The 26,435-nt window shown below is 37.3% G+C and carries 21 protein-coding genes; 1 reads left to right on the top strand and 20 read right to left on the bottom strand.

Translation table 11 applies throughout. The features are described 5' to 3' along the window. Positions 1-17: 17 nt before the first annotated feature. From pgmB to BR87_RS00965, 13 genes are all read right to left on the bottom strand, one after another. The gene (gene pgmB, locus BR87_RS01025) at positions 18-680 is read right to left on the bottom strand and encodes a beta-phosphoglucomutase (RefSeq protein ID WP_035027655.1); all 663 of its coding nucleotides are present in this window, start codon (positions 678-680) and stop codon (positions 18-20) included. A 22-nt stretch (positions 681-702) separates the two neighbouring features. Next, entirely contained in the window at positions 703-3,000 is a 2,298-nt protein-coding gene (locus tag BR87_RS01020; RefSeq protein ID WP_035027652.1) for a glycoside hydrolase family 65 protein, read from the bottom strand. After that, positions 2,993-3,853 carry a DUF1189 family protein gene (locus tag BR87_RS01015; protein ID WP_035027650.1) on the bottom strand — a complete coding sequence of 287 codons (861 nt, stop codon included), beginning with the start codon at positions 3,851-3,853 and terminating at the stop codon, positions 2,993-2,995. The genes BR87_RS01020 and BR87_RS01015 overlap by 8 nt, the downstream gene beginning before the upstream one ends. A 104-nt stretch (positions 3,854-3,957) precedes the next feature. Further along, positions 3,958-4,809: a sugar ABC transporter permease gene (locus BR87_RS01010; protein WP_035027648.1), complete on the bottom strand. Its 852-nt coding sequence runs from the start codon at positions 4,807-4,809 to the stop codon at positions 3,958-3,960. A 1-nt stretch (position 4,810) separates the two neighbouring features. Next, positions 4,811-6,121 carry a sugar ABC transporter permease gene (locus BR87_RS01005; protein WP_035027646.1) on the bottom strand — a complete coding sequence of 437 codons (1,311 nt, stop codon included), beginning with the start codon at positions 6,119-6,121 and terminating at the stop codon, positions 4,811-4,813. Positions 6,122-6,210: 89 nt separating this feature from the next. Beyond that, positions 6,211-7,488: an extracellular solute-binding protein gene (locus BR87_RS01000; protein WP_035027644.1), complete on the bottom strand. Its 1,278-nt coding sequence runs from the start codon at positions 7,486-7,488 to the stop codon at positions 6,211-6,213. A gap of 206 nt (positions 7,489-7,694) precedes the next feature. Next, positions 7,695-8,975 carry an extracellular solute-binding protein gene (locus BR87_RS00995; RefSeq protein ID WP_035027642.1) on the bottom strand — a complete coding sequence of 427 codons (1,281 nt, stop codon included), beginning with the start codon at positions 8,973-8,975 and terminating at the stop codon, positions 7,695-7,697. Between the two features lie 195 nt (positions 8,976-9,170). Then, positions 9,171-10,955 (bottom strand): glycoside hydrolase family 13 protein, encoded by a 1,785-nt coding sequence (locus BR87_RS00990; protein ID WP_035027640.1) that lies wholly within the window; start codon positions 10,953-10,955, stop codon positions 9,171-9,173. A 41-nt stretch (positions 10,956-10,996) separates the two neighbouring features. After that, on the bottom strand, positions 10,997-12,727 hold the full coding sequence (locus tag BR87_RS00985; RefSeq protein ID WP_035027636.1) for a glycoside hydrolase family 13 protein: 1,731 nt from the start codon (positions 12,725-12,727) through the stop codon (positions 10,997-10,999). A gap of 120 nt (positions 12,728-12,847) precedes the next feature. After that, positions 12,848-14,566: a glycoside hydrolase family 13 protein gene (locus tag BR87_RS00980; protein WP_035027634.1), complete on the bottom strand. Its 1,719-nt coding sequence runs from the start codon at positions 14,564-14,566 to the stop codon at positions 12,848-12,850. 178 nt (positions 14,567-14,744) lie between these two features. After that, the gene (locus BR87_RS00975) at positions 14,745-15,638 is read right to left on the bottom strand and encodes a diacylglycerol/lipid kinase family protein (protein ID WP_035027631.1); all 894 of its coding nucleotides are present in this window, start codon (positions 15,636-15,638) and stop codon (positions 14,745-14,747) included. A 29-nt stretch (positions 15,639-15,667) separates the two neighbouring features. After that, complete coding sequence (locus BR87_RS00970; RefSeq protein WP_035027628.1) at positions 15,668-16,624, bottom strand: LacI family DNA-binding transcriptional regulator; 957 nt, start codon at positions 16,622-16,624, stop codon at positions 15,668-15,670. Positions 16,625-16,815: 191 nt separating this feature from the next. After that, complete coding sequence (locus BR87_RS00965; protein WP_035027626.1) at positions 16,816-17,265, bottom strand: Fur family transcriptional regulator; 450 nt, start codon at positions 17,263-17,265, stop codon at positions 16,816-16,818. A 387-nt stretch (positions 17,266-17,652) separates the two neighbouring features. On the opposite strand from BR87_RS00965, the gene BR87_RS00960 reads away from it, so the two are divergent. After that, positions 17,653-18,750 (top strand): FUSC family protein, encoded by a 1,098-nt coding sequence (locus BR87_RS00960; RefSeq protein WP_035027623.1) that lies wholly within the window; start codon positions 17,653-17,655, stop codon positions 18,748-18,750. 419 nt (positions 18,751-19,169) lie between these two features. Here the strand turns inward: BR87_RS00960 and BR87_RS00955 are convergent, their stop codons facing one another. The 7 genes from BR87_RS00955 to BR87_RS00925 all read right to left on the bottom strand — a co-directional run bounded on the left by BR87_RS00955 (position 19,170) and on the right by BR87_RS00925 (position 26,418). Further along, the gene (locus tag BR87_RS00955) at positions 19,170-20,036 is read right to left on the bottom strand and encodes an SGNH/GDSL hydrolase family protein (RefSeq protein WP_035027620.1); all 867 of its coding nucleotides are present in this window, start codon (positions 20,034-20,036) and stop codon (positions 19,170-19,172) included. Positions 20,037-20,216: 180 nt separating this feature from the next. Beyond that, a complete protein-coding gene (gene ntdP, locus BR87_RS00950) occupies positions 20,217-20,750 on the bottom strand; it encodes a nucleoside tri-diphosphate phosphatase (protein WP_035027616.1) in 534 nt (177 codons plus the stop codon). 233 nt (positions 20,751-20,983) lie between these two features. Next, entirely contained in the window at positions 20,984-22,189 is a 1,206-nt protein-coding gene (gene mutY / locus BR87_RS00945) for an A/G-specific adenine glycosylase (RefSeq protein ID WP_035027614.1), read from the bottom strand. Next, the gene (recX, locus tag BR87_RS00940) at positions 22,186-23,046 is read right to left on the bottom strand and encodes a recombination regulator RecX (RefSeq protein ID WP_035027611.1); all 861 of its coding nucleotides are present in this window, start codon (positions 23,044-23,046) and stop codon (positions 22,186-22,188) included. Before recX ends, mutY begins: the two co-directional genes overlap by 4 nt. A gap of 318 nt (positions 23,047-23,364) precedes the next feature. After that, positions 23,365-24,444, bottom strand: a complete 1,080-nt coding sequence (locus tag BR87_RS00935; RefSeq protein ID WP_035027608.1) for a general stress protein — start codon at positions 24,442-24,444, stop codon at positions 23,365-23,367. A gap of 62 nt (positions 24,445-24,506) precedes the next feature. Continuing rightward, complete coding sequence (locus BR87_RS00930) at positions 24,507-25,376, bottom strand: SDR family oxidoreductase (protein WP_035027606.1); 870 nt, start codon at positions 25,374-25,376, stop codon at positions 24,507-24,509. A gap of 148 nt (positions 25,377-25,524) precedes the next feature. After that, positions 25,525-26,418 carry a general stress protein gene (locus BR87_RS00925; RefSeq protein WP_035027603.1) on the bottom strand — a complete coding sequence of 298 codons (894 nt, stop codon included), beginning with the start codon at positions 26,416-26,418 and terminating at the stop codon, positions 25,525-25,527. Positions 26,419-26,435 lie beyond the last annotated feature (17 nt).

The following is a 26,435-nucleotide window of genomic DNA, read 5'->3' as shown; positions in this document are numbered from 1 at the left end:
AAAGACTCCTTCTCTTTTTATTTATTTTGAACTGCTGCTAATATAGTTGAAAGTCTTAAATCAGCTGTAGAAGCAACAAATAAATCCGCTGCTTTCATGGATGGCTCATTGCCTACCCCAACTGAAAACATGCCAGCCACATTGATCGCTTCGATTCCAGCTTCTGCGTCTTCAACACCAACACATTCTTCTGGCCGCAGTCCCAATTGCTCTGCTCCTTTAATAAAAATTTCCGGATCCGGCTTACCTTTCTTTAATGTTGCGGGATCAACTACTGTATCAAATAAATCGGCAATCCCTAAACGCTCCAAGATAACGGGTCCATTTTTACTAGCAGAAGCCAAAGCTAATTTGATTTCAGATGTTTTTATTTCATTCAACAACTCTGGTATACCAGGAAGCAGATCAGCTGGAGTGATTTGAGTAATCAGCTTTTTATAGTCTTCATTTTTTTCATCTGCTAAAATCATTTTCTTTTCTTCAGAATAGAGATTGCTTTTATGGCCATAAGCTAAGATTCGTTCCAGTGAATCCATGCGACTGATGCCTTTCAATTGTTCATTAAACTCCCGGTCAAAAGAAATCCCAATTTTTTCACCCAATTCTTGCCATGCTAAATAATGGTACTCTGCGGTGTCTGTCAATACGCCATCTAAGTCAAATACAAACCCTTTGATCATATCTGTCACTTCCTTGTTTGGTTTAAAATTCATCCTTTTTAACTGTTTGCTGAACAGCAGCAGAAACTTCGCTTGTCAATTCATATACGTCATCATATAGTTTGAAAGTTAAAGCATTTCCTTCTACTAGAACAACTTTTACTGTTTCTTTTGTAACTGTGATATGCAACAATCTGCCGCGGTATTTAATCATAAAATTGTAGCTATCCCATCCAGCAGGACAAAAAGGTTTAAAAGACAACTGCGCATCAGCTGTGCGCATCCCAGCAAAACCTTGCACTATAGCCAGCCATCCGCCGCTCATTGAAGTAATGTGTAACCCGTCTTCAGTGTCGTTATTATAGTTATCCAAGTCTAAACGGGCTGTTCGCGCATAAAATTCAACAGCTTTTTCTGTATTTCCTAGTTCAGCTGCCAGAACAGCATGGATAGAAGGAGAGAGGGAGCTTTCATGAACAGTCATCGGCTCATAAAAATCAAAGTTCCGTTGTTTTTCTTCCATAGTGAATTCATGATTCAAGTAATAGATTCCTTGAAGTACATCAGCTTGCTTAATAAAACAAGAACGTAAAATTTTATCCCAAGACCAATGTTGATTGATAGGTTGTTCTGCTGTATCTAATGAAGCAACAGGTCGCAAGTCTTTATCAAGAAATGTATCATGTTGAACAAAAACGCCTAATTCTTCATTATATGGATAGTACATCTTAGCAATAATATCTTTCCAATAAGCTGTTTCTTCGTCTGTCACGTTTAGCTCTGCTTGTTTCGTTATTGAAATTTTTTCTAAACTCTCTAAAGTATATTCCAACTCCCATACTGCCATTCGATTGGTATACCAGTTGTTGTTTACATTGTTTTCATACTCATTAGGTCCTGTAACTCCATGAATCATATAGTGATCTGATCGAGCAGAATAATGAACGCGGTCTGCCCAAAAACGAGCGATTGCGGTTAACACATCAATGCCTTTTGTCAGCAAATACTCTTCTTTGCCAGTGTAGTTTGTATAATTATAAATAGCATAAGCAATCGTGCTGTTACGATGAATTTCTTCAAAAGTAATTTCCCATTCGTTATGGCACTCTATCCCATTAAAGGTAACCATCGGATATAAAGCACCTTTTAACCCTTGCTGTTCAGCATTGTGGAAAGCGCCTGGCAATTGATCAAAACGGTATTTCAATAATTGCTCAGTTACAGCTTCATCAGCTACAGAAAGATACATGGGTACAATATAGGCTTCTGTGTCCCAATAAGTTGCTCCGCCGTATTTTTCGCCTGTAAATCCTTTCGGTCCCACATTCAAACGCGAGTCTTCTCCATAATAAGTGGAGAACAGTTGGAAAATATTAAATCGAATACCTTGTTGACTTTCGTCATCGCCTTCGATCACTACGTCGGCTTTATGCCATCGCTCAGCCCATGCTGCAATATGCTCGGCTTCTAGTTCAGCCGGCCCTTTTGCTGCTGCTTGGTCTAAAATAAGTGCAGCAGCGGTTTTCTGCTTTTCTGGCACAATATCACGACTTGTAACGACACTCACTAATTTTGTAACACAGGCTTTTTCTCCTGTTGATAATTGATAGTTTATTTCTTCTCGTACTTGCATCGCTTTTTCAGCAGTTTGCCGGCTTTCTGCTTCTTCAGCGAGTGTTTGCATCATCGTTGTAACGGTGAACTGCTCAATGCCAAAGTTATTAGGAATCGTTTTTGTTGTTAAGTAGCTTTTTTCACCAATTCCACGATCCATCTCTATCCAAAAATTTTCCTCGTAGTTGCTGTCTTCGTTTGACACATTCCCATCCATTAAGGGAACAAATGAAATGGCTGCTTCGCCTTGCAGCATTTCAGCACTTACTTCAATAAGAGCTAATTCTTTGATCGTTAAACTGACAAACCGTTTAAAATGTAAACAAATTTCATTTCCGTCTTTGATTAGACTATAAGAACGATGCAAAATTCCTGTTTTCATATTTAATTCAATTTTATAATCTTTTATAAAATCATTGGCTAAATCAATTTTTTGACCATTGACATATACCTCAACTGGAATAAAATTCGTTGCATTGATTACTTTCCCAAAGTACTCGGGGTAGCCGTTTTTCCACCAGCCGACCCGTGTCTTATCCGGAAACCACACACCAGCTAAGTAGGTCCCTAAGTGACTGTCGCCTGAATACCCTTCTTCAAAATTGCCGCGCATTCCCATATAACCATTTCCAATAGAAGTTAAACTTTCTTGCAAACGCTTATCCTTCTTTTCAAGAGAAGAAGATACGATTTTCCAAGGATCTACTTCAAATAACCTTTTAACCATTGACTTTACCTCCAAAGACACTCTTATTATTTTCTAAACTTGCTTTGTCATTAAATTTTGTTTGATAAAAAACCATTAAAATCATCAGAACTAGTCCAAGAGATTGAATCGTCAACATCACTACTATGTCAAATTGCACAAAAGCTGAAATGAGTACGACCAGCGTTGGCAGCCCTAAGGCATTTAATACCAAGTTCATAGATTCCTTATACGTTTTAATCGATGAAAAAGAGTTTTTTCTAGTTAAGTACAAGAAAAAAGCTGAACCGAAGACAATAAAAATCGTACTGACAAATAAAATACTGAATACCAAGAACATCAAAGAACCCATTACATACCCACGGTTTTGAATAAACCATTGTCGAGAAAGCTCATCTTTTATTTCTTTAACGGAATTTGCGCTGCTCAAATCAAAATCTTTTGTGTATTGAACGTTAGAAACAGGAACCTCTTTATTTTTTAAGTAAAAACGATTCTTTGTAAAAACGAGTGCATTTGTTTCTTTCAGTTTTTGTTTGGCTTGCACTTCAGAACTTCCTATACTAACGATTCCGTTTTTTGATTTGTATTCTGATTCAGGCTGCATTTGCAATGTGCCGTTGATGATTGTAGTCTTTTGCAGTGCGGCTGCAACTGTATCGTCAATTAATTCAAAAGTATCAGGGTAACTTTCATCAATTGGGTAACTATCCATTTTCACAAAATTCAACGCAACTGGAATCATCAGCACACTCGTCAAAAAAACTAGTATGATGACGAGCTGCAGCCAATTCAATTGGTGCCGCCCTTTAAAAGATCGTTTCGGTGTCCAAATCTGGTTAAAATAAGACAATGGAAATTTATCGGTTTTCATGGCATTCACTTCTTTTCATTCAATATTTCAACACTTTCTAATTCAAAAGCTGTCTTAATGCGACAGCTTCTTTTGTTATTTACTTAGAGGTTTTACCGATTCTGTTATCCTTTGGTTCCTCCAGATGTTAGTCCTGATACAAAGTTCTTTTGCAGCATGAAGAACAAGATAGAAATCGGTACAGCAATTAAAATCGCTCCAGCAGCGAATAAGGAGACTTTTTGATTTTGCGGGTTGCTGATAAACGTTTGCAAGCCGACCGCTACTGTTATTTTTTCTGGACTTCTTAGTAAAAAACGAGCCAGCATATAATCGCCGAATGGTCCCATGAAGGCCCACAAAGCTTGTACTGCAATCATTGGGCGAACCAATGGCAAAACGATTTGCCAAAATATTCTAAAATGTCCCGCTCCGTCTAATTTTGCAGATTCGTCTAATTCTTTTGGAACCGTATCAAAATAGCCTTTCATCAGCCACGTATTCATTGGAATACCGCCGCCGATATACAACATAGATAAGAACCAAAACTGATCTAATGCTCCTAACAGCAAAGCCATAACATAAAAAGCTGTTAAAGCAGCCATTGTCGGTACCATTTGAATGACCAAGAAAAACATCAAGCTTTTTTTTCTTCCCATAAAGTTATAGCGGCTGTAGGCATACCCAGCTAAAGTAATCAATGCAACTTGAACGATCATCGTTGATACAGCCACCAGCAACGTGTTTTTATACCACGTTCCGTAAAGTGTTTCTCCAAAAAGCCGTTTAAAATTATTCAATGTCCAATTTGCATTAAAGTCTAATGAAAAAGCTGTGACATTGCCTGATTTAAAAGCCGAACTTGCAGTAATCAGCAATGGATAAATAATGATGATCGAAAGAAAAATCATAAAGGCATAAGTAAAAAAATGATTTAAAAATCTGGAAGTTTTTTGCGATTTCAGTTTATTTTTCATCTTAAGCATCCTCCATATTGAAAGCATTTGTTTTACGGAATACCAATAAGGAAACGGTAATAACTAAAAGAGAAATAATTAAAGTAATGGCAGCTGCCATTGAGTATTGAGGAGAGGTTCCGGTCGTCAACTTATATATCCAGGAAATCAAGATATCCGTTGCTCCTGCTCCGCCGCCAACACTTCCTGGACCGCCATTATTGAATAAGTAAATCATTGAAAAGTTATTGAAATTACCCGTATACTGAGTAATAAAAGTCGGCGCGGCTACCATGAAAATCATCGGCAACGTAATTTCTTTGAACCGCTGAATCGCACTTGCACCATCAATTTTTGCCGCTTCATATAAATCTTCAGGAATAGATTGCAGAATACTCGTTGTCATAACATATACATAAGGGAATCCAAGCCAGCCTTGAATCAGTATAATAGCTACTTTTGACCATACAGCTTTTGTTTTCCAAGCAATTTGTCCGATTTCAACAAATGGTAAGTGATTGATCAGTGGAATAACTTGGGTGTTGATTGCACCAATACTATCATTAAATATGTTGGAGAAAGACAGAATTGTAATAAAAGCAGGTACAGCCCACGGCAATAAGAAGATAACTCCAAAGAACCGTTTTCCTTTGATAAAAGATTGGTTTGTCACTACTGCTGTTAAGATTCCTAAAGATATTTGCAACGTGGTGGCACACAATGTCCATATTACAGTCCAGCTAAATACTGAAGAAAATGCATCGCGATAAGAACTTAAAAATAAGATATTTGTAAAGTTTTTAAAACCAATCCAGTCAATCAAGTTTGCTGGAGGAATATGATAGAAATCATAGTTTGTAAACGCCATAAACAAAGTAACTAAAACTGGAAATATAATAGTAAAAGCCATCATTAAATAGGCAGGAACGATCAAAAGATAAGGAAAACCGTTATCGTAAACATTATATAAAACAGTTTTAGCTGTCGTATTGACTTTTAAATCGTTGTTCCATCTATCAGCAACCTTTTTAGCATCATAAATATTCAGTGCATAAAAAGCCAAGAAGATAACCGTAATGATCAATTGCAGTGTTCCGCTAATCATGATAAATAAGGAATGGTCTTCTACGGGTACACTGCCTAAAGTGATTAAACCTTCAAATGCATTGATTCCAAAACTGAGCATTTCAAAAACAAATAATAAGAAGATTCCTAAAAAAACAAACCCTTTGAATTTTTGATTATTATAAAATTGTCCCATTCCCGGGATAATGGAATAGATCATCGCTTTCTTTTCATTCTTTTTTGATTTAGGCTGTGTTGTCTTAGCCATTTCTTTCTCCCCCTTCTCTTTATTTAACAATTATCGGCAGAGAATAAAAACATTCTCTGCCGATAGCTGTCGTTCCTATTTGCACAAAACTAGTTAGTGTATTTTTGTTCAATCGATTCAGAAATTAGTTTTGCAGCGTCGTCTGCAGATTGTTTAGGTGTTTTGTTGCCCGAAGCAGCATCAAACATCAAGTTTTCTGCCCCTGCCCAAACTTCTGCCATTTCAGGAATATTTGGCATTGGCTGAGCTTCTTTGAATTGGTCAATTACTGCAGTCGTCAATTCATCGTCTTGTCCTGTTGCGTATTTACGCGACTCTTGATTTGCAGGAATCTCATTTGTCATATCATAGAATTTGTTTTGGTTTTCTGTATTTGTGACATAATCAACCCATTCTTGTGCCACATCTTTATTTTTAGAATAGTTGCTGACGACCCATCCTTTTCCGCCGCCGAATGCTTGATACTCTTCACCGTTGTTCAAAGTTGGGATAGTCGATACGCCATAGTTCACTCCAGCTTCTTGCAAAGCCGCTGCTTGCCAAGGTCCGCCAATAAACGCTCCAACTTTTCCAGCTAAGAATTGGTCTGTAATAAAGGCATCTGAACTCGTGATATCTTGCATACCTTGAGGCCAAACGTTTTGGAACCAGTCAGTTGCATACGTGATAGCTTCGACTGCTCCTTTATTATTCAATCCAATATCTGTCGGGTCTGTTCCATTATCGCCAAATACATAACCGCCGTAGCCGGCAACTAATCCATAAGAGAAGTAAAAGTCAGTCCACTTTGCTAAGAAACCAGTATTTTTACCTGCTTCGCCTGCGAAGTCGTATTTTTTATCTTTTGATAATGCTTCTAAATCTTTAAAAGTCTCAGGTGCTTTATCAACTAAATCTTTGTTGTAGTATAAAACAAGTGTTTCGATAACTGCAGGTTCTGCATAAATTTTATCATCAATGGTTACTAGTGCTTTATCTGTATCATCATACTGCTCTTCATTTCCTAGTGTGATCTCAGCTAAGTGTCCCTGTTGTCCTAATGGGCCTACGCGGTCATAAGCTGACATCATAATATCAGGAGCGTTTCCAGCTGGTCCATCTAGAGGCAATGCTTCTAACTGTTCAAACATATCTCTTTCAGTTACTTTGATTTTCACATCGTGTTCTTTTTCAAATGCTTCTTTGATTTCATCAATATATTTAATGTACCCCGTATCAACGGATATATGTAGCTCGTCTCCACTATTTTTTTCTTTGTTAGATGAAGACGTTGAATCGGTACCGCTTCCTCCGCCGCAAGCAGCCAACAACAAAGCACTTGCAGATACTAAGCCGACTGCATACTTTTTCCAATTACTTTTTTTCATTTTGATATCCCCCTCTTATTTGGTTTGTTTGCTCTCTTTCTTACATTCTTATTATCATTGATAAAACGCTTTCTTGCAATCGTTTTTTGCTTGTTAGCGGTAACAAGATGGTTTATCCATTCTTACTCTCATAGAGTTGACTTGCAATAACTTTTAATGACCAAAAGGATTGGCAGAGACATATTGCGTCTCTGCCAAAATCGCTTTTATTGAGTGCTGTATTTTTGCTCAATGTTGTCTTGAATTAATTTAACTGTATCATCCGCTGCTTCTTTAGGTGTTTTATTCCCTGAGGCTGCATCAAAAATCATCGATTCGGTTCCCGTCCAAACTTCTTCCATTTCTGGTATATTCGGCATCGGCATTGCTGAATTGTATTGTTCGATCACGGCATTTGTCAATTCGTCCTCGCCTTTACTGATAGAAGTTCGTGTTTCTTGATTTGCAGGTATCTCAGCAGATAATTCATATAGTTTTTGAGAATTTTCAGTATTGTTAACATAGTCTAGCCATTCTTGAGCCAGGTCTTTATTTTTTGAATAGTTGCTGATCGCCCATCCTGATCCTCCGGCAAACGGTTGATAGTTTTCACCATTCGGCAAAGTAGGGATGGTACTGACTCCATAATTTACATTCGCCTCTTTATAACTTGCAGCTCCCCAAGGACCATTGATGACTGCAGCTGTCTTTCCGCTGGTGAATTGATCATTCATAAAGTTCTCAGCACTCGTCACATCTAATGCACCTTTAGGCCAAGTATTTTTGTACCAGTTGGACGCATAATTGATCGCTTCAACTGCTTCTGGCGTATTTAAGCCAATGTCAGTTGTATCTGTTCCGTTATCTCCAAAAATATAACCGCCATACCCTGTTATTAAACCTAAGTAATGGTAAGGAGATACCCAGTTAGCTAAAAATGCTACGTTTTTGTCTTTTTCACTTTCAAAAGCAAAGCGTTCATCTGTTGACAGTTCTTCTAAGTCTTTGAAAGTCGCTGGTGCTGTATCGACTAGGTCTTTATTGTAAAACATGACCAATGTTTCTATTACAAAAGGGGCCCCGTATATTTTGTCTTCGGACAATACTTGTTTTTCATCCATCTCATCATAGCGTCCATCATCTGGCAGCTTAACTTCTGCCAAGTGTCCTTGCTGACCTAAAATACCGATGCGGTCATACGGAGCAACGAGTACATCCGTTCCAATTCCAGCAGGTCCATCAAGCGGCAGAGCTTCAATCGAATCAAACATATCTTTTTCTGTTATTTTAACGGTTACATTGTGCTCTTTTTCAAATGCCGGAATCATTTCATTAACATATTCTGTGTACCTTGGATCCACATCTACTTTCAAAGTGGTTGATTCTTTAGATCCTCCTCCAGATGCTGAAGAATCCTCCGACTTTCCTCCGCCTCCGCAAGCAGCCAATAATACCGCGCTCAAAGATACCAAACCCAACGCTATTTTTTTCCAACGCTTATTCGACATAATGAAAATCCTCCCTTTTAAAAGTATAATACCCATCTATACCTTTATTATGGAATAAAGAACCGTTTTCAGCAACCGTTTGCACTCGCGATTTTTACTAATTCATCAACTCTATGTAATAGAACTGTACCTTTGTCTCAAAATAAGCCGGCTGCTCTCTTTAGAAAGCAGCCGGCTTAATGCAAAAAAAGTTGACTAGTTAATTTTGAAAACAACAAATCCGTTCTGCTTGATCGACAACAAGCGATTATCACTAAAGGTCAAGTGTCCTATAACAATCTCAGGTATATTGTCTAAAACCAGTTCAAGATCTTGTTCTCCTTGGTTAAAATAAGCAATCAGCGTTTCTTCTCCCAAAGTGCGTTTCAAACCGACTACTTCTTCATTATCACGTACATCAAACCAATTTAATTCACCATAACTTAAATTTTGCTGATGTTCTTTTCTAAAAGCAATCAACTCTTTTGTGAAAGCTAGCATATTAAGGTCTTGTTGCGCTTCATCCCAAACCATACATTTGCGGCAATCGGGATCATCAAACCCATCCATACCAATCTCTGTCCCATAATAAATACAAGGAGAGCCGTTTTGCATAAAGGTAAAGGCTAGGCTGGATTTAACAATGTCTTTATTTCCTTTACTAATAGATAAAATTCGTGCTGTATCATGGGAATCCAGTACATTAAACATCACTTCATTGGTTTGCTGGCGGTACAACATAAGCTGTTCGTTTAATCCGGCCACCATTTTGCTGGCTGAAATTTTCTTTTTCATAAAGTAATCTTCGATGGTTTCCGTAAAAGCATAATTCATTACTGCATGGAACTCATCTCCTTGAAGCCAGCTTTGAGAAGAATGCCAAATCTCTCCTAAGATATAAAAATCTTCTTTTAAATCCGTTGTCACTTGATAGAATCGTTTCCAGAAATGATGATCTACTTCATTAGCTACATCTAACCGCCACGCGTCAATGTCGAATTCTCGTATCCAATAAGCTGCAATCTCCAATAAGTAATCTTGCACTTCACGGTTAGCTGTATTTAATTTTGGCATATGTCCTGTAAAAGCAAAAGTATCATAAGGAACTTCGCCGACATTTTCCAACTCATCTGTAGTTAAAGAATCATCTAGTTTTACAGGAAACTGATGAATATGGAACCAGTCTGCATATTTAGAATCAGCTTCGTTCTCAATCACATCTTCCCATTGATAAGACAACATTCCCATATGATTGAAAACAGCATCTAGCATAATTCGAATGCCGCGTTTATGTGCTTCATCAACCAGCTTTTTAAATGTTTCTTTATCACCAAAATCAGGGTCAATCTCAAAATAATCCGTCGTATCATACTTATGATTAGAGGTTGCTCTAAAAATCGGACAGAAATAAATACCATTGATCCCCAAATCCACCAAATAATCTAAATGGTCGATTACGCCTTGCAAGTCTCCTCCGTAGAAATCATCTCGTGTTGGATGCTCTTTACTTCCCCATGGCAGTGTGCCTTCGGGGTCGTTGCTTGTATCTCCATTAGCAAAACGCTCTGGGAAAATCTGATACCAAACGGTTTCTTTCACCCAGTCCGGTGATTTAAACCGATCAATCTCTTGAAAATAGGGCATACGGAAAAAAGTATTGGCTTCTTCCAAATATTTTTCTTCAAAAGGAAAAACTCCTCTGTCGCCATAAAACACTTCAAGACTATCTGTGCCGATGACATGAAACCCATATGACAATCTTTTAAATTCAGCTCCTATAGCGATCATCCAGTAATCATGAATATCTGTACTGGCGATCAATTTCATTGGAACGTGGTCTAAATACCATTTTTTAGTACCATGCAAATAAGGGTCTCCGCTAATAATATTGACTTGGGCGGCATCGCCTTTTTTAGTACGCAACCGAATATGCATTTCGTTTGCCTTATATAAATAAGCATATTCGCTATCTGGACGGTGAAAAATTGCTGCTGTTTCCATTACTGACATTCTCCATTCTTAATCGGTTAATTTTTTTATATTTAAAATACACTGATTCGATTTTCTTCATGCGGTTCATTTTCTTCATCGATTCCGAACACTAAAACAGCTGCACCATAGGGGCCTAATTTGCCTAATTTCCCTTCCAATGAATTGAAGTCATTCGTTAGCAAAACGGTAAAGTTCTCTTCTGTAAAACGTTCGTCTTCAAAGAACACAGGCTGGTCTGTGAAATTACAGCAGACCAATGCTGTTTGTTTTCCTAGTGTGCGTTCGTAGCAATAGAGCTGATCATTCGTTTCGATTAATTTAAAGCTGCCTTTAGTAAATAAAGGTGTTTGTTTGTAATTTAGCAACTTGCGGTAATAATTTAAAATACTCTTTTCATCTGCTTCTTGAGCTGCAACATGATAATCGGCTTCTTGGTTAACATCGCTCCATGGAGGGCTAGTTGAAAATCCAGCAAATACAGAATCATCCCATTGCATTACGCCGCGGCTAGCATCTTTACTAGTTGCATTTAATTCCCGTAAAATATGTTCCTTACTATATCCTAGAGCTAATGCTTTTTCATAAAAGCCTTTTGCTTCTGGTGCTTCAAATTTATCAATTGTCGGAATCTCTAAATTTTTCATGCCGATTTCTTCGCCATTTAAAATGAATGGAATTCCTTTTTGCAGGTACATCAATGTAGCCAACATCTTACTGCTGTTTTCGCGATAATGAATCACATCACCAAAACGCGAGACCGCGCGTGCCATATCATGATTGTTCCAATACAGTGTTGGTCCGCCAAAGTCTCCTAATCGATCTTGCCATTCGCTCATCGTTGCTTTAAAAGCTTTGAGGTCCAACTTTCCTGACTGCATCGTCAAAGGCAAGCGTACGTCTTTCTTTGTGTCATCTTCTGAGAAATAACGAAAAGTTATTACTGCATCACATGCTTCATTCAGCGGATCTGAATAATTAACGGCCAAGTCAATATTGGCTGATGCCGCTTCCCCGACTAAAAAAACATCCGGGTATTGTTTGCGCAATGCTTGTGCAAAGTTCTTCATATAATGATTTACTTTAGGCAAGTTCGCATAATATTCCTCTGCTAAAACAATTTGTCCATCTACTATATTTGGTACATCTGGGTAACCTGCTTCTTTATCCATATGAATAAAAGCATCTAAACGAAAGCCATCTACACCTTTATCCATCCAAAAAGTTGCGATATCCAACATAGATAGCTGCACTTCCGGGTTGTTCCAGTTCAAATCAGGCATTTCTTTAGCGAACAAATGGAAATAATACTGATTGCCAGCCGGCTCTTTTTCCCATACCGTTCCGCCAAAAAAAGAAGCCCAATTATTGGGTAATTGTCCAGCAGTTTTACCGTCAGCCCAAAGGTAATAATCACGATACGGATTGTCTGGCCCTTTAAGCGCTTCTTGGAACCAAGGATGTTGATCTGATGTGTGGTTTAATACAAAATCAAATATCACTTTTAATCCATATTGGTGAGCTTTTTCTATCAGTTCTTCTGCATCCTCTATTGTTCCGAAAAGCGGATCGATTGCGTAATAATTAGAAACGTCGTAGCCGTTATCAATCTGCGGTGAGACAAAAATAGGATTTAACCATATCACCGAAACACCTAATGACTGAATGTAATCTAAACGCTGGATTACACCCCGAAGATCCCCTACCCCATCACCATTGCTATCTTGAAAACTACGCGGATAGACTTGATATACAATGGCTTCTTGCCACCATTTTTCTGACATGTTCTGCCTCCTATCTATCTTAGTGTGCTTAATGTAAGGATACTGAAACAGGAAAGCACTTACAATACCAAATAAGATGTTAACGGTAACAAAAAAGAACAAGCACTTAAGCCTGTTCATTTATTTTTTGTCTTTACTATTGTCAGCAATACCTTTTAATAAAACTACAGCTCCATATGGTCCTAATGTGACACAATTACCTTCTACGTCGTTTCCTTCATTTTGAATCAAAACTTGCCATTCTTTTTCAATAATTCCATCTTCTTGCATCCGTTCTTCCGTATCTGAAAAATTACAAACCACAATTGCCCGCTGTGTGCCCAACACTCTTTCATAACTGTATAGGCTCTCTTTCGTTTCCATCATATGAAACGTTCCTTCTGTAAAAATCGGCATTTTTTTATAGGTTAAAATCTGACGATAATAAGCTAAAATACTCTTTGCTTCTTTTTCCTCTTCAGCAACATTGTAGTCCTCTTCTCGATTGACACCGCTCCAAGGCGGCATAGTTGAAAACCCCGCATATTGAGAGTCATCCCATTGCATCGCTCCTCGACTCACATCACGTGCTGTACTATTTAATTCCATTAAAATATGTTCTTCAGTATAACCCAAAGCTTTCGATTTAGCATAAAAAGCTGTTGCACCGGGAGTTTCGAATTCTTGCGGATTTGTATGAATTAAGTTGCGCATCCCTATTTCTTCACCATATAAAATAAAAGGAATTCCTTTTTGTAAATACATCAGCGTTGCCAACATTTTACTGCTGTTTTCGCGGTAGTTCGTATCGTCCCCAAAACGGGAAACGGCTCTAGGCATATCATGGTTGTTCCAGTAAAGAGCAGGACCGCCAAAAGGAGCTAATTTTTTTTGCCATTCTGACATGGTTTGTTTAAACTGTTTTTTATCCAGAATAGCATGCTGCATATTGAACGGCAATCTGGGATCTTTTACAGAATGGTCCTCAGGAAACAGCATAAAAGAAATGATGGTATCGCACATATCATTGGTAGGATCAGAATAGGTGACTGCTAAATCGGCATCTGCCGAAGCAGCTTCTCCCAGTATAAAAACATCGGGTTTTACTTTACGCAATGCACTGGTCAAATCTTGGATATAGTTTTTAATATTTGGCAAATTTTCGTTAATGAGTTGTGCCGAAACCAAGTCGCCATCATGCAAAGGAGGTTCACTCGGAAAGTCATCCAACTTATCTAAATGGATAAACGCATCTAACCGAAAACCGTCTACTCCTTTGTCCAGCCAAAATTTCCCAATATCCACCATCGCTTTGCCGACATGAGGATTATCCCAATTTAGATCCGGCATTTCCTTTTTAAACAAATGAAAATAATATTGATCGCCCACTGGTTCTTTTTCCCAGACAGAACCGCCAAAAATTGAAGCCCAATTATTTGGCAAGTCACCATTCGGCTGAGCATCATGCCAAATATAAAAGTTCCGATGAGGATTTTCAGGACCTTTTAACGCTTCTTGAAACCATGGATGCTCAATAGAAGTGTGATTTAAAACGAGATCGAAAATAACTTTTAAATCACGTTTATGTGCTTCTTTAATGACAAGCTCTGCATCTTCCATTGTGCCAAAAATCGGATCAATTGCATAATAATCGGATACGTCATATCCATTATCGACTTGTGGGGATTTGAAAATAGGATTCAACCAAATAGCATTGACTCCGAGCTTTTGAATATAATCCAACCGCTGAATCACTCCAGGTAAATCCCCTATGCCGTTCCCATCTGTGTCTTGAAAGCTTCTTGGATACACTTGATAGATAATCGCTTTTTCCCACCATTTTAAGTCGTGTTCAGTCATTTTTCCCACCTCCTGATCCATACTCTAAACAAGGCTGCTTTTCTATTATCTTTATTCTAATCAAATCACCGCTAAATTGCTAAATTTATCCCTCTAAAATCTATCTGCCTTTCTTTTAAAAAAGAAAAAATCCAATAAGCAACAACTGCTTTTGGATTTTTTTAGCTTACCTGTCCATTCAGTTAGACGGTACAAAAACAGTCAGCTGTTTATGAAAAATTTCTACTTCAATAGGGAAGGCCGGTCCTGCATCGCCGTCAACAGTACAAACAAAGTTCTCTGTTCCTTTTGTGCTGATAGCAGCTTTTTTAAATTTCTTCAGAACTAATTTATCAGAATAATCTTCATCTTTACGGAATAATTCCGGGATAAGTTGAAGTTTTTCAACTGCCGTTGTTTCTTTTAAACATAACAATTGCAAATAACCATCATCTGTTTCAGCTGAAGAAAAAACTGTTCCAATTCCTGTAACAGAGTTGCTTAAAGCAATAAGCAGCATACTGTAGTGCTCTTCAATTTTTTCTCCATCTAACGTTAAGTCAAAAAGGGCAGTATGTTCATCAGTCAAAGCTTTTAGTCCTTCAAAAACATAAGCTAACGGCCCAAATTTAGTCTTAGAGTCAGTATCTACGTTTTGCACGCTTTCCGGAATAGGCCCAACCGAGACAGTACTAACAAAATAAGTATCGTTTATTTTCCCTAAGTCAACTTTCTTTTGACTGGTTAGTTCCAAATTACCAATGGCTTCTTCGGGTACGACAGAGATTTCTAACGCACGCGCAAAATTATTTACCGTTCCTAATGGAATGATTCCTACAGTTGGTTGGTGTTCATGAATAGCGATACCATTTATTCCTTCATTTATCGTGCCATCACCGCCCATTAAGAAAAGAGCATCAAATTGATAGAACGCTGCTTTATTTGCAAAGTGTATTGCATCTCCTGCTTTAGTTGTTTTATTCACGACAATTTGCTCAAAGTGACTTTGTAGTTGTGCTTTCAATTGGTCAACGTATTTTTCAGCCTGTTCACTGCCAGATGAAGGATTTACCACGATCATTGCTTTTTTCATTTCACTCGCCTCACTTTACTAGTTTATTTTTATCGTTCTTTTCTCGTCGTTCCTCTTGTAATCAATTCTGGTGTGAATAACACTTTTTCTTGAGCTGCGCCGTTTTGTTCAATTTTAGTCATTAACATTTTTGCACAAGCCCCACCCATTTCAATTACAGCTTGTTTAACAGTAGTTAACTGCGGAAAAGCTATTTGATCCAAGAAGACTCCATCGTGTCCAATAATGCCAAAGTCACTAGGAATCTTTCCACCCATTTCAAGGATACCTCGCTCTATGCCGATCGCTAAACGATCAGAGCTGCACACAAAAATAGTGTTTGGTGAAAAATGAGTCCAATGTTCTTTGATGTATTGTGCTGCTCCACTTGAGTGATTCCCAAAACGTATGATTTTTGGCGGTAATTGGTTCTTTTGCATCGTTTGTAGGTAACCTGTTTCTCTTGATTTTTCAAACAGCTCGTCAATATCGATTCCAATAAACATAACTTGTTGGTACCCTAAATCAATAGCATATTGTGTTGCCATGGCCACACCAGCTTGGTTATCGGAATCGACGAAATCATACCCATGCCGATTTTCACCGAATAAAACTACCGGTTTGTTGGCACGTCCTATCCATTCATAATCTTTTTCACGAACACCGCACATAATGTAACCATCGCATGCCCCAATATCGAAATTATTTTTCGTTACTAATTGCAGCGAATAATGGCGAGCATCTAATTCCTGTGCAATACCAGTTAATAAATTCATATAATACGGTTCAGTTGTGTCCATCTCTTCCAATATAAATAGTTTAATGATTTGTGTGCGATTGTTTGCTAAAGCTTTAGCGGCTACATTAGGCCGGTAGTTCAGTTCTTCCATCGCTTCAAATACAAGTGATTTCAGTTCATCGGTCACTTGTTCTGGATGATTGATCACGCGCGAAACTGTCATTTTTGATACATTAGCTTTTTTGGCAACATCGTTTAATGTGGTCATGCAGATTCCCCTTTTTGCAACAGTTCATTTTACACTACCGTTATTTTTAGTCTATTGCTGCTATTATCGCTTTTCTAAAAGTAAAAAACAAGTCTCCACTGGTCTTTAAAGTCCCTTCAATCTGTTTAACTGTTTTATGAAAAAAATTCCAATAACAGCTGAGTGAAAACAACTATTATCGGAATTGCAAGTTAACTTTCTGCTATGTTCATTTTTGCTTGGCATTCAGGGCATATCCCATAGACTTCCATCCGATGACGAGTCACTTGATATCCTGTTAAATTGTGCGCCACTGCTTCAACATCTTCTAACCCTGGATAATAGATGTCTTCAATTTTACCGCAACTTTCACAAATAGCATGATAATGCTGAGTTGAAGCAAAGTCGAAACGACTAGATCCATCCCCATAAGTCATTTCTTCTACAAAACCAATTTTTTTAAATAAACGCAAATTATTATAAACAGTTGCAACACTAATATTTGGAAACCGTTCTACAAGCGAACGATAAATTTCATCAGCCGTTGGATGGCTATGAGCTTCTATCAGATATTCTAAAACAGCATAACGTTGAGGAGTTATTCGAATATTAGAAGTTTTTAGTTTTTCCATCGATTGCAGCAATAATTGATTATTGGCCATGAATATTCCCCCTTATTTATTCCATTCAGTAAAACATCCTCTTCTTAAAGCTTTCTTTCCATTTAAATGAAGGGAAAATTTTTTCTATCTGCAAAAAGATTTATTTGATTCTCCTAATGATAACGTTTATCACTTAATAATGCAACTTTAGTGCTGATTAGTGTATGAGAACAACTTTACAGACAAGGAACTGAATCAGTTTGTTGTGTTTAGTCAAGCTTATAACTCATCTATTTGTTTATCTTTTATTAAAGAGTAGTTAGTCAGCTCTTATCTAGTACATTTGCTTCTCTTTAAAGAAATAATTTGCTAGAATATAAGAGATGATGAATAATTATTAAAAAATAGAAAAATTGGATTTATTGCGATTGGGAGAGGATACATTTTATGAAAATTGGAGCAAGAACTTTAAAAACGGGCATAGCCATTACTCTTGCTTTAGCCATACCTCATTTTTTAAATATACAAGGAGCTGGTGTTTTAGCGGCAATTTCAGCAATTTTTGCTTTGCAACCTTCTTTGAAACGTTCTGTCAGAACGCTCAAAGACAGGATTTATGGAAATATTATTGGTGGTACATTAGCCATTGTTGTAAATTTAACATTAGGAAATCATTTTATGTTTATTGGTTTAGCAGCAATTGTATTAATTGCTATTTTAAATCAATTTAATCTCTCATCCGTAATCGGACAAGCAACAGTAACATTGATTGTGATTATGATGACTTCAGATCCCAATTTCGTTTTAGCAGCCAGCATCCGGATTTTAGCTACACTGCTTGGTGTAGTTATAGCTTTTTTAGTCAATACCTTGTTTTTTCCACCAAAATATGAAGAAAAACTTTATCATTTAATTGACTACACAACTTCTGAAATTATGAAATGGATGCGAGCAAGTGTCCGTAAAAATAGTGAATACCCCATTTTAAAAAAAGACCTAAAATGGGTGAAGTCTGAAATAGATCGAATGGATCTCTATTTTTCTTTAATGAAAGACGAAGGAACCTATGTCCGAAAGAAAAATCGTTTACAGATTTTAAGAAAAATAGCCGTTTATCGTCAAATTATTCAGACAACGAAAGCAGCTTACCAATTGACTGCAGTCATTCATGAACACGAAAACTCATTTAATCATTTCCCGGAAGAATTAAGAATTCAAATTCGTGAACGTTTAGAAACTCTTTTAAGTGCTCACGAGCAAATATTATTAAAGTTTAATGGTCGCGTTTCGCCTGATGAAGTTAATTTTATTGCATACAAAGAATCGTTTAGAACAAAATTCATGCATTTATTCTTTGATGAAGCAAATATGGAAGTAAAAATAAACAAGGACTATACTCAAAGCAATGCAGTAATTCATATTATGTCCAGTATTTTAAAGTATGAAGAATATTTGATTCACTTGAATACACTAGTTACCAGTTTTAAAGGAAATGATTGGAACCCTGAAACCCAAATTGACAATATTGAAAATATAGAACAATAAGAAAAGTTTGAAACTTTGTTGTATCATTTACTGGTTTAGTCGAACGCTAGACAGGCAGGATAAAAATTGTATACCTTTCAACTCTAAAAAATACGAGTTCTTTATCCAATCGTGTTGGTAATGCTTAAATAATAAAATTTCCTCCGGAATTTACGCGTCTGCTTGCAAGAAGCCATGGGAACGACTGGAGCCTTTTCTGTCTCCAGCCTTTCAAGCCTCAAACGAAGCCTAACCGCTTCGTAATTCGCATTGAATCCTTTACATGGCTGCAAGCAGCCGCTATTCCTCCAAAAATTTCAAGATTGTAGAATAGATACATTCTTCTTACCAACACCAAAAATAATAGAACCAAAATACGCTTTTTCTGGTTAATTAACCAGAAAAAGCGTATTTTTATTAAGATTAATATGAAGTGGAGTTTAACGTCCGCTGGTGGTATCGATTGGTTCTGTTAATTGCTCAGTAAATAAAGAAGCATAAAGATCTGTTCCTTGATCGTTCAGTGCTCTTCCATCTTCTTTTAAAACAGCTGAAAGATCTTGCTCTTGAGACTCCATTTCAGATTGGAAAGCAGCATGCAGATCAAAAAGCGGAAATTCGTTTTCTTCTGCCACTTTAACCGCTTGTGCTAGATAACTTGTATAGTCTAACGTTCTCGAGTTAAATTCTCCTTGCCGGCTGCTGCTTGGATTAGGTGTAACCAAAACAACCAGTGCCTCCGGTAAAGCCTGTTTTATTGCTGCATAATCTTCAGCTACATATTCACCCGAATCTGCCAAACTAATGTCTCGTACTTGATCTCCATAAACGGGAACTTGGAAAAAAACGACATCCGGTTTAGTTTCTGCTACTGCAGTCACTGTATTTTCTTCCAATAACCGATAAGAATCATAATCTGGGAAAGCCAGCTGATGTACTTCGATATTGGAGTTTATTTGCTTAGTTATGTACTTTTCAACAACGGAAAGCCAGGTTTCAGATTCTGAAAAATCTCCATAAAAACTGACCACTGCTTTTTCTTCTTTAGCAGACAAATAGGCTAAATAATCCGAAACAGATAATTGCTCTCGATTATTTTCAAACTTTTCTTGCTGAGCAGATAGATCTGCTTTCTGAGCTTTACTAGATGTTTTGTTATTTGCTGCTTTATCACTACTCACTGCAGTAGTTTCATTTGTCCTCAATAATTTTGCTTTTTGTGTTTTTTGATGATCCATTCCAAACCAAATAATTCCAACAGTCAAAATCATGAGTAGTATCAAGGCAAAAACGCTTTTTTTTGTCACTTTTTGCTCACTCCTTTATTTTTAATATTCCACTCGTTATTATAGCATAGCTTATTTGACTAAAGAAAGCATCCTTTCCAAAAAGCTCTTCAACCATAATAAAAAAGCACCTTGCATTATTTAAGGTGCCTTTTTATTACTACTCTTTGAGAACCATCATCCTATTCAGTAGAAGATCCGTTATTTATTTGCCAGCTGACGATAGCGTTTATACCATAAGTTAACGTATTCTTTAGAAAAGGGACCTTTTTCTTCGTTGATCCACTCTACTAAAATTTTAACATTTTCTTTTAAAATATGGTCAATATCATCAGGATAGCCCCATAATTTACTATGATCTTCATACTCATCCACATCCAACAATCGTTTTTCGCCATCTGGAAATACTTTAATGTCTAAATCATAATCAATGTACTTCAATCCTTCCTCATCTAAAGCATAAGGTGAAGCCAGGTTACAATAATATGAAATGCCGTTATCGCGGATCATTGCAATAATATTGAACCAATAATGTTTATGGAAATAAACAATGGCCGGTTCTCTCGTTAACCAACGACGGCCATCTGCCTCTGTGACTAGTGTGTGATCATTACACCCAATCAAAGATTGGTCACTTGTCTTAAGAACCATTGTATCTCGCCATGTGCGATGTAAACTTTCATCGTGTTTATAACTTTGGATCGTGATGTATTCTCCCTCTTTTGGAACATGCATCCCTAACCCAACTTTCTTTTTCTCTTAACGGTATCATGAGAAAATCATTAATAATACTAGAGTATATTTTCAGTCATTCGAACTCAAAAGTATTATATCATATATTTACTCATTTAAAGCAAAAAAGACACTAGTGATCAATCAACTTTATTCTCAAAATGGATACAGAGCTGTTTGCTTAGCAAAAAAAGTCTTCTTTACTTTTATGAAAAATAGCAAAGAAGAACTTTTTGTTATATTTTTTTAAAGTGACTTAAATAGCTTTGCCACATTTTCGTTTGAGGTCCAGGAAAAGTGTACTTTTCAAATTGCTCAGGAGATACCCAATGGCAGTTTTCCGGCAAAGGGCGGTCTTCACTTGAAATCTGGCCATAATACACTGTGATAAACCATTTTAGATGGCTAAAAATATGAACGACTTCCGCAAAAGGTTTTTTCATCAGTATTGGTTTTGCCCCATATGTTTCGTCTAATTGGATTAAGAGCTGCTGCAATACTTGATCTTGCAGTTCTTCAGATTCTATTTTTTGTATTTGGCCTTGTACAAGGTCGGTTCCATCTAAAATAAGATTTTCTTCTAAAAGTGGGAATAGCCACATATTAGCCAATAATCCATTAGCTGGTCGTTTTTCTAATAAAAATTCGTCTTTTTCGTTTTTGATGATAACGCCAGTATAGTAAACCGGAACAGCTTTTTTCTTGCGGCTTTTTACTGGGTATTTTTGCCATGTCCCATTCAAATAAGAAGCATTAAACTCTTTAATTGGGCTCATTTCTGGATGGTAATTTTTAGGTGTGCAAATACTTGAACCTAAATCCATAAAAGCTTGATTAAAATCTCCAGGTTTATAAGGATCAATGATCTCCCGCATCACTGCTTCAAATAGTTTACGGCTGGCTGGCTTGGCTATATCTGCGTCAATCTCAAATAAACGGCTTAACACACGCATAACATTGCCATCAACAGCTGGTTCAGGCAAACCAAAAGCCATACTTGCAATAGCACCGGCTGTATAAGGACCGATTCCGCTCAATTTAATAATTTCTTTTGGATCACGCGGCATTTCTCCCTCATAATCTTCCATAATCTGAATAGCAGCTTTTTGCATATTGCGAACACGGGAATAATATCCTAACCCTTCCCAAGCTTTTAATAACCGATCCTCTTCTGCTTCAGACAAAGCTTTAATCGTTGGGAATTGCTTCATAAAATTCAAATAATAAGGAATGACTGTATCTACTCGAGTTTGCTGGAGCATAATTTCAGAAACCCAAATACGGTATGGATCGTTATTGAGTCGCCAAGGCAAGGTTCTTTTTTCGATATCATACCAGCTCAATAGAGTAGCCCGGAAACGTTCTATTTTTTCTTGTGGCCACATTTTAATACCATAAACTTCTTTTGTTTCTTTCTCATCCATTAGTTTTTTGTCTGTCATTCGTTCTGATCTTCCATTTCTTTTTCTTCAATAAATTGAGTAATCAGTTCACCCGAAAATCCCTTCTGAAATAAACTGCTTTTAACTTTTTGAATTTTTTTATAGCCTTTTAATTTAGCTTGTTTCCGCCAAATTTTATCACCTTGTTGTTTTATTGCAGCATATTCTTCATCTTCTGCTTTTTCTGTGCTGACTTCTTCTAAGACTTGGGTAATGATATCTGAATCAAACCCTTTTTGCATCAACTGTTGTCGTACTTTATTGTTAGTTTCCCGCGTTGAATGCTGTGAAGAACGCCGAATAACTTTTTCAGCCAGCTGAATGCCGTTTTCAACCATCTGATCAAACGGATACTGCTCAGCCGCTTTTTCAATATTTTCTTCCGAGATTCCGCGTTTTTTTAGTTCTTGTTTAATATTTCGCGGCCCTTTCCCTCCAACATTTGCGCCGGTTCGGGTATAACTTTCCGCATACATCAAATCATTTAGATAACCTTGTTCTTCTAATTTTTCAATCACTTCATCTGCATCGTCTGAAAAATCATGTTTTGCTAAATCATCCCGCACTTCTTTTTCGGAACGTAACCCATAATTCAAATAATTTAAAGCACGAGTGTAAGCTTTCCTAACACCATCTTCTGCTTCAAGTTCTTTGCGAAATGCATCAGAAATTTCCATTCCTTTAAACAAAGCATATTTCACTAAAATTGCTTCGTCCACAGGAAACGCATACGCTTCCTCTAAGTAAATGTTATACCGTCCCTTGCGCTTTTGAGTTTCGATTTTTGTTATCTTTGGTACTCCTTCATTTGAAGTACTTTTTGAAGAAATGATGTTTTTCAATAAATCGTCTGTCATGATTATCTATCCTCCTTGTGATTTCATCAGTTTTATTAGTATACCATAAACTATAAGAAAAGCGGGTCAAGCCAGCTCTGACTCGAAAGAAATTTAGGAAATCGTGCCCTGAATGAGCATCACAGAGCGCAATGGGTACGATTTATCTAATTTCCGAGAGGCAGGCTTGTTCCGCTAGACATTCAATGCAGAAAAACTTATAATATCCTAAACTAATTAAAAAACCGAACAGAAGTTTGTTTTCACTATCAAAACAACAAAAAAGCACTAGAATGAGAGCCTTGCAGCTTTCATTCTAGTGCTTTTCATTCCAGCTTTTTAATCTTCTGAGTGATCTAGTAACGGATCAACGTTAGGCTGTCCAGTAATTGAACTGCTATTAAAACGAGGAAGCGTTTCCGAATCTTCCACTGCTGTTTGTCGGAAGTTGTCCTCTACAAAGTCGGTTGCATCTGTAGCATCTCCCTGTAAAGGATTTTTCCTTATTTGCTCGTTTTGACTTTGGACTATTTTTTGCGCCTCTATGGCTTCATCTTGCGCTTCTGCTGCTTTTGCTTTTTCTTTTATATCATGCGAATGATTTATTTCACTTTCAATAAACCCTGACTTTGTTGTTTCTGATTGGTTAGAATTTGTAGTTTGATTTCCTTCTTTTTTTCCTGAAAAGAGATTTTCATCTGATTGAACAGTTCGCTCGCTTAATTCTGCGTTTTGATCATTGTATTCTGCACTCTTTCCAGTTGGTTGAGAAGTATTAGCAGATACGCGAGTCCCGCTGCCTGACTGTCCAATCGGCTTAGTTTGGCGAGCTTTCTGGAATCCGCTAGTTGTATCTGTTGGGTCTTCTTTTTTCTCTGGGAATCGGTTGTCGTCAAACACTACTTTTTCATCTTTTAAATGAGAATCTTGATCATTGTATTCAGCACTTTGCCCTCTTGGATCAGAAGTATTTATTGCTATTTTTGTTCCACTTCCTGACTGTCCAATCGGTTTAGCAGTTATATTTTCATTGGTCGATTGGCTTAGATCAATTGGTTCATCTTTTAAATGATACTGCAGAGGAATATCAGCTTTTTCTTCTACTAAAATAACGTAATTGCCTGCTTGAAGAGTACTGTCATACCGTAAAGCTGTTTGTTTATCAATTCCATAATGTTCCAATGCACTATCTTCTGGTTCATCTGTAAACATCTTTTTAAATTTTTCCCACATGTTTTTATCGCCATCCGCTGCTATTCGGTCTACTTCAACGACAGTTCTGTTTTGAATGTTTGAATGATTTTCGCGACTTGTCACAATAACAATATCACTCATTAACCGCCCTTCACTTAGTAACCTTTCAACTGCAGCAAGCGTTTCATCTACTGTCTGATAGGAAGATTCTACTACTTTGCTCATTATCCATCACTCCATTTTTTTGTCGTGTGTATTATAAATCAATTTTATCTCTACTTAACTGATTAACCATTTACGACTACTCCGCCATTGACATGAATCGTTTGTCCCGTAACGTAACTTGAATCTGAGCTGGCTAGATAAACATATGCCGGCGCCAATTCATACGGATGTCCTGGACGTTCCAACGCACCGTCTTTGCCCCATTTTTCTAATTTTTTCTCAGGGAAAGTCGCTGGGATCAACGGTGTCCAGATTGGACCCGGTGCTACACTGTTTACTCTAATTTTCTTTTCTGTAACTTCTGTATTTTGAGACAGAGAACGTGTAAAGGATACAATCGCGCCTTTTGTTGCTGAATAATCGAGCAAAGTTGAACTGCCGCGGTAAGCGGTGATTGACGAAGTATTGATAATAGAAGCACCTTCACTAAGATGGGGCATAGCTGCTTTTGTCATATAAAACATACCAAAAATATTTGTACGGAATGTCCGGTCTAATTGTTCTGCCGTAATATCTCCGATTTTTTCCTGGTAATGTTGTTCACCGGCGTTATTGACTAAAACGTCTAAAGGGCCCCACTCTGCAATTACCTTAGCAACAGTCTCTTTAGCGAAAGATTCATCACCTACATCGCCTTTAAATACTAGCGCTTTTTGTCCTAACTCTTTAATACGGTTTTCGGTAAAATCAGCATCTTGATCGGAATCATAATAAACGATTGCGACATCAGCCCCTTCTTTAGCAAAAGCTAAAGCGGCAGCTTGTCCTATTCCACTGTCACCACCAGTGATCAATGTTTTTTTGCCTTTTAATTTACCGGCTGCCATATAATCTGAACTTTCTGTTTGAGGAATCGGATCAACGTTTTTACTTTCATCATCCATTAAATAGCCTTCTTTAGGTTGTTGAGTTTCTACTTTTTCTTCACTCATCTCTATCCCTACCTTCTTAAATCTATTTTTTCCTTCGACTTTATCGTATCAAATATAAAAAGCGGATTCAAAAAAGAACACTTGTCCTTTCTATTTTCTTTAAAAAATAAAAGGCTCGGTTACTTTTTTATCGAGCCTTTTATCCATTTTATTTCTTTTCATCATCTTTAATCGTTTTTCCACCGGCGTCTTCGTATTTGCCGCCATAATACGCATCACTTTCAGGTATATTTTTATGAGCATCTGGATATTCTTCTTGTCTAGGCTCAGCATTAAGCGGGGAATTTTTTGCAGTATCTTCGCCCACAACTCCTTTGCTAATGTTGTCTGGATAAACATGATTCGACTCATCAGTTTCAACTGTTTGTTCATCGCCTGTCAACTGCGGCAATCCTTCTACTGAATTTTTATGTTTATCGATCGGCTCACCAGCTTCATCTTGTCTTTGCCCTTTATCAGGCGAAGAGGCTACTGAAGTTCCAGCTACGTCTTCTCTCGCTGATTGAGCTTTTGAAGGATCAAATTGTTCTTCTTCACCAGATTCCGGCTTCATCGCTTCTTTAGTTTTAACTTCACTAGGTTCCACATCTTCACTCTTATTCTTATTTTCATTATTTGGTGCCATTTCTGTATCTTCCATCCCTTCCCCGTTTAATACTTCTTCATTGACAGTAGATAAGTGTTCAATATTAGCAGGAGCAGTGCTGTCTAATAAAATGATGGTTTCTCGATTTTCCAAAGCTTCATTAAAATGCTCCGCAGCTTCGGCGTCTATTCCATATTCCACTAAAGGATTTGCGTCATTTCCTTCATTGTAGTTTCCAAAATTAAACGTATCTTTAATCTTGTCCCATAAAGAGTCTTCCTCTTCAGTCTCTACTGCTTCCACATCCACTAATGTCAAATCTTCTAATTCATTCTCGTGGTTGTTGTCTGTGATAATTAAAATCTCATCGGCCACATACCCCTCATTTAACAAACGTTCAACAGCTTTTACTGTTTCATCTGTTGAGGTATACGTTCCTTCTACACGTCTATCCATAATCTTCACACTCCATT

The organism is Carnobacterium mobile DSM 4848 (assembly GCF_000744825.1).
Taxonomy (GTDB): Bacteria; Bacillota; Bacilli; order Lactobacillales; family Carnobacteriaceae; genus Carnobacterium_A; species Carnobacterium_A mobile.
The sequence above is the reverse complement of the archived record's forward strand: the minus strand, read 5'-3'. Positions and strand labels throughout refer to the sequence as shown.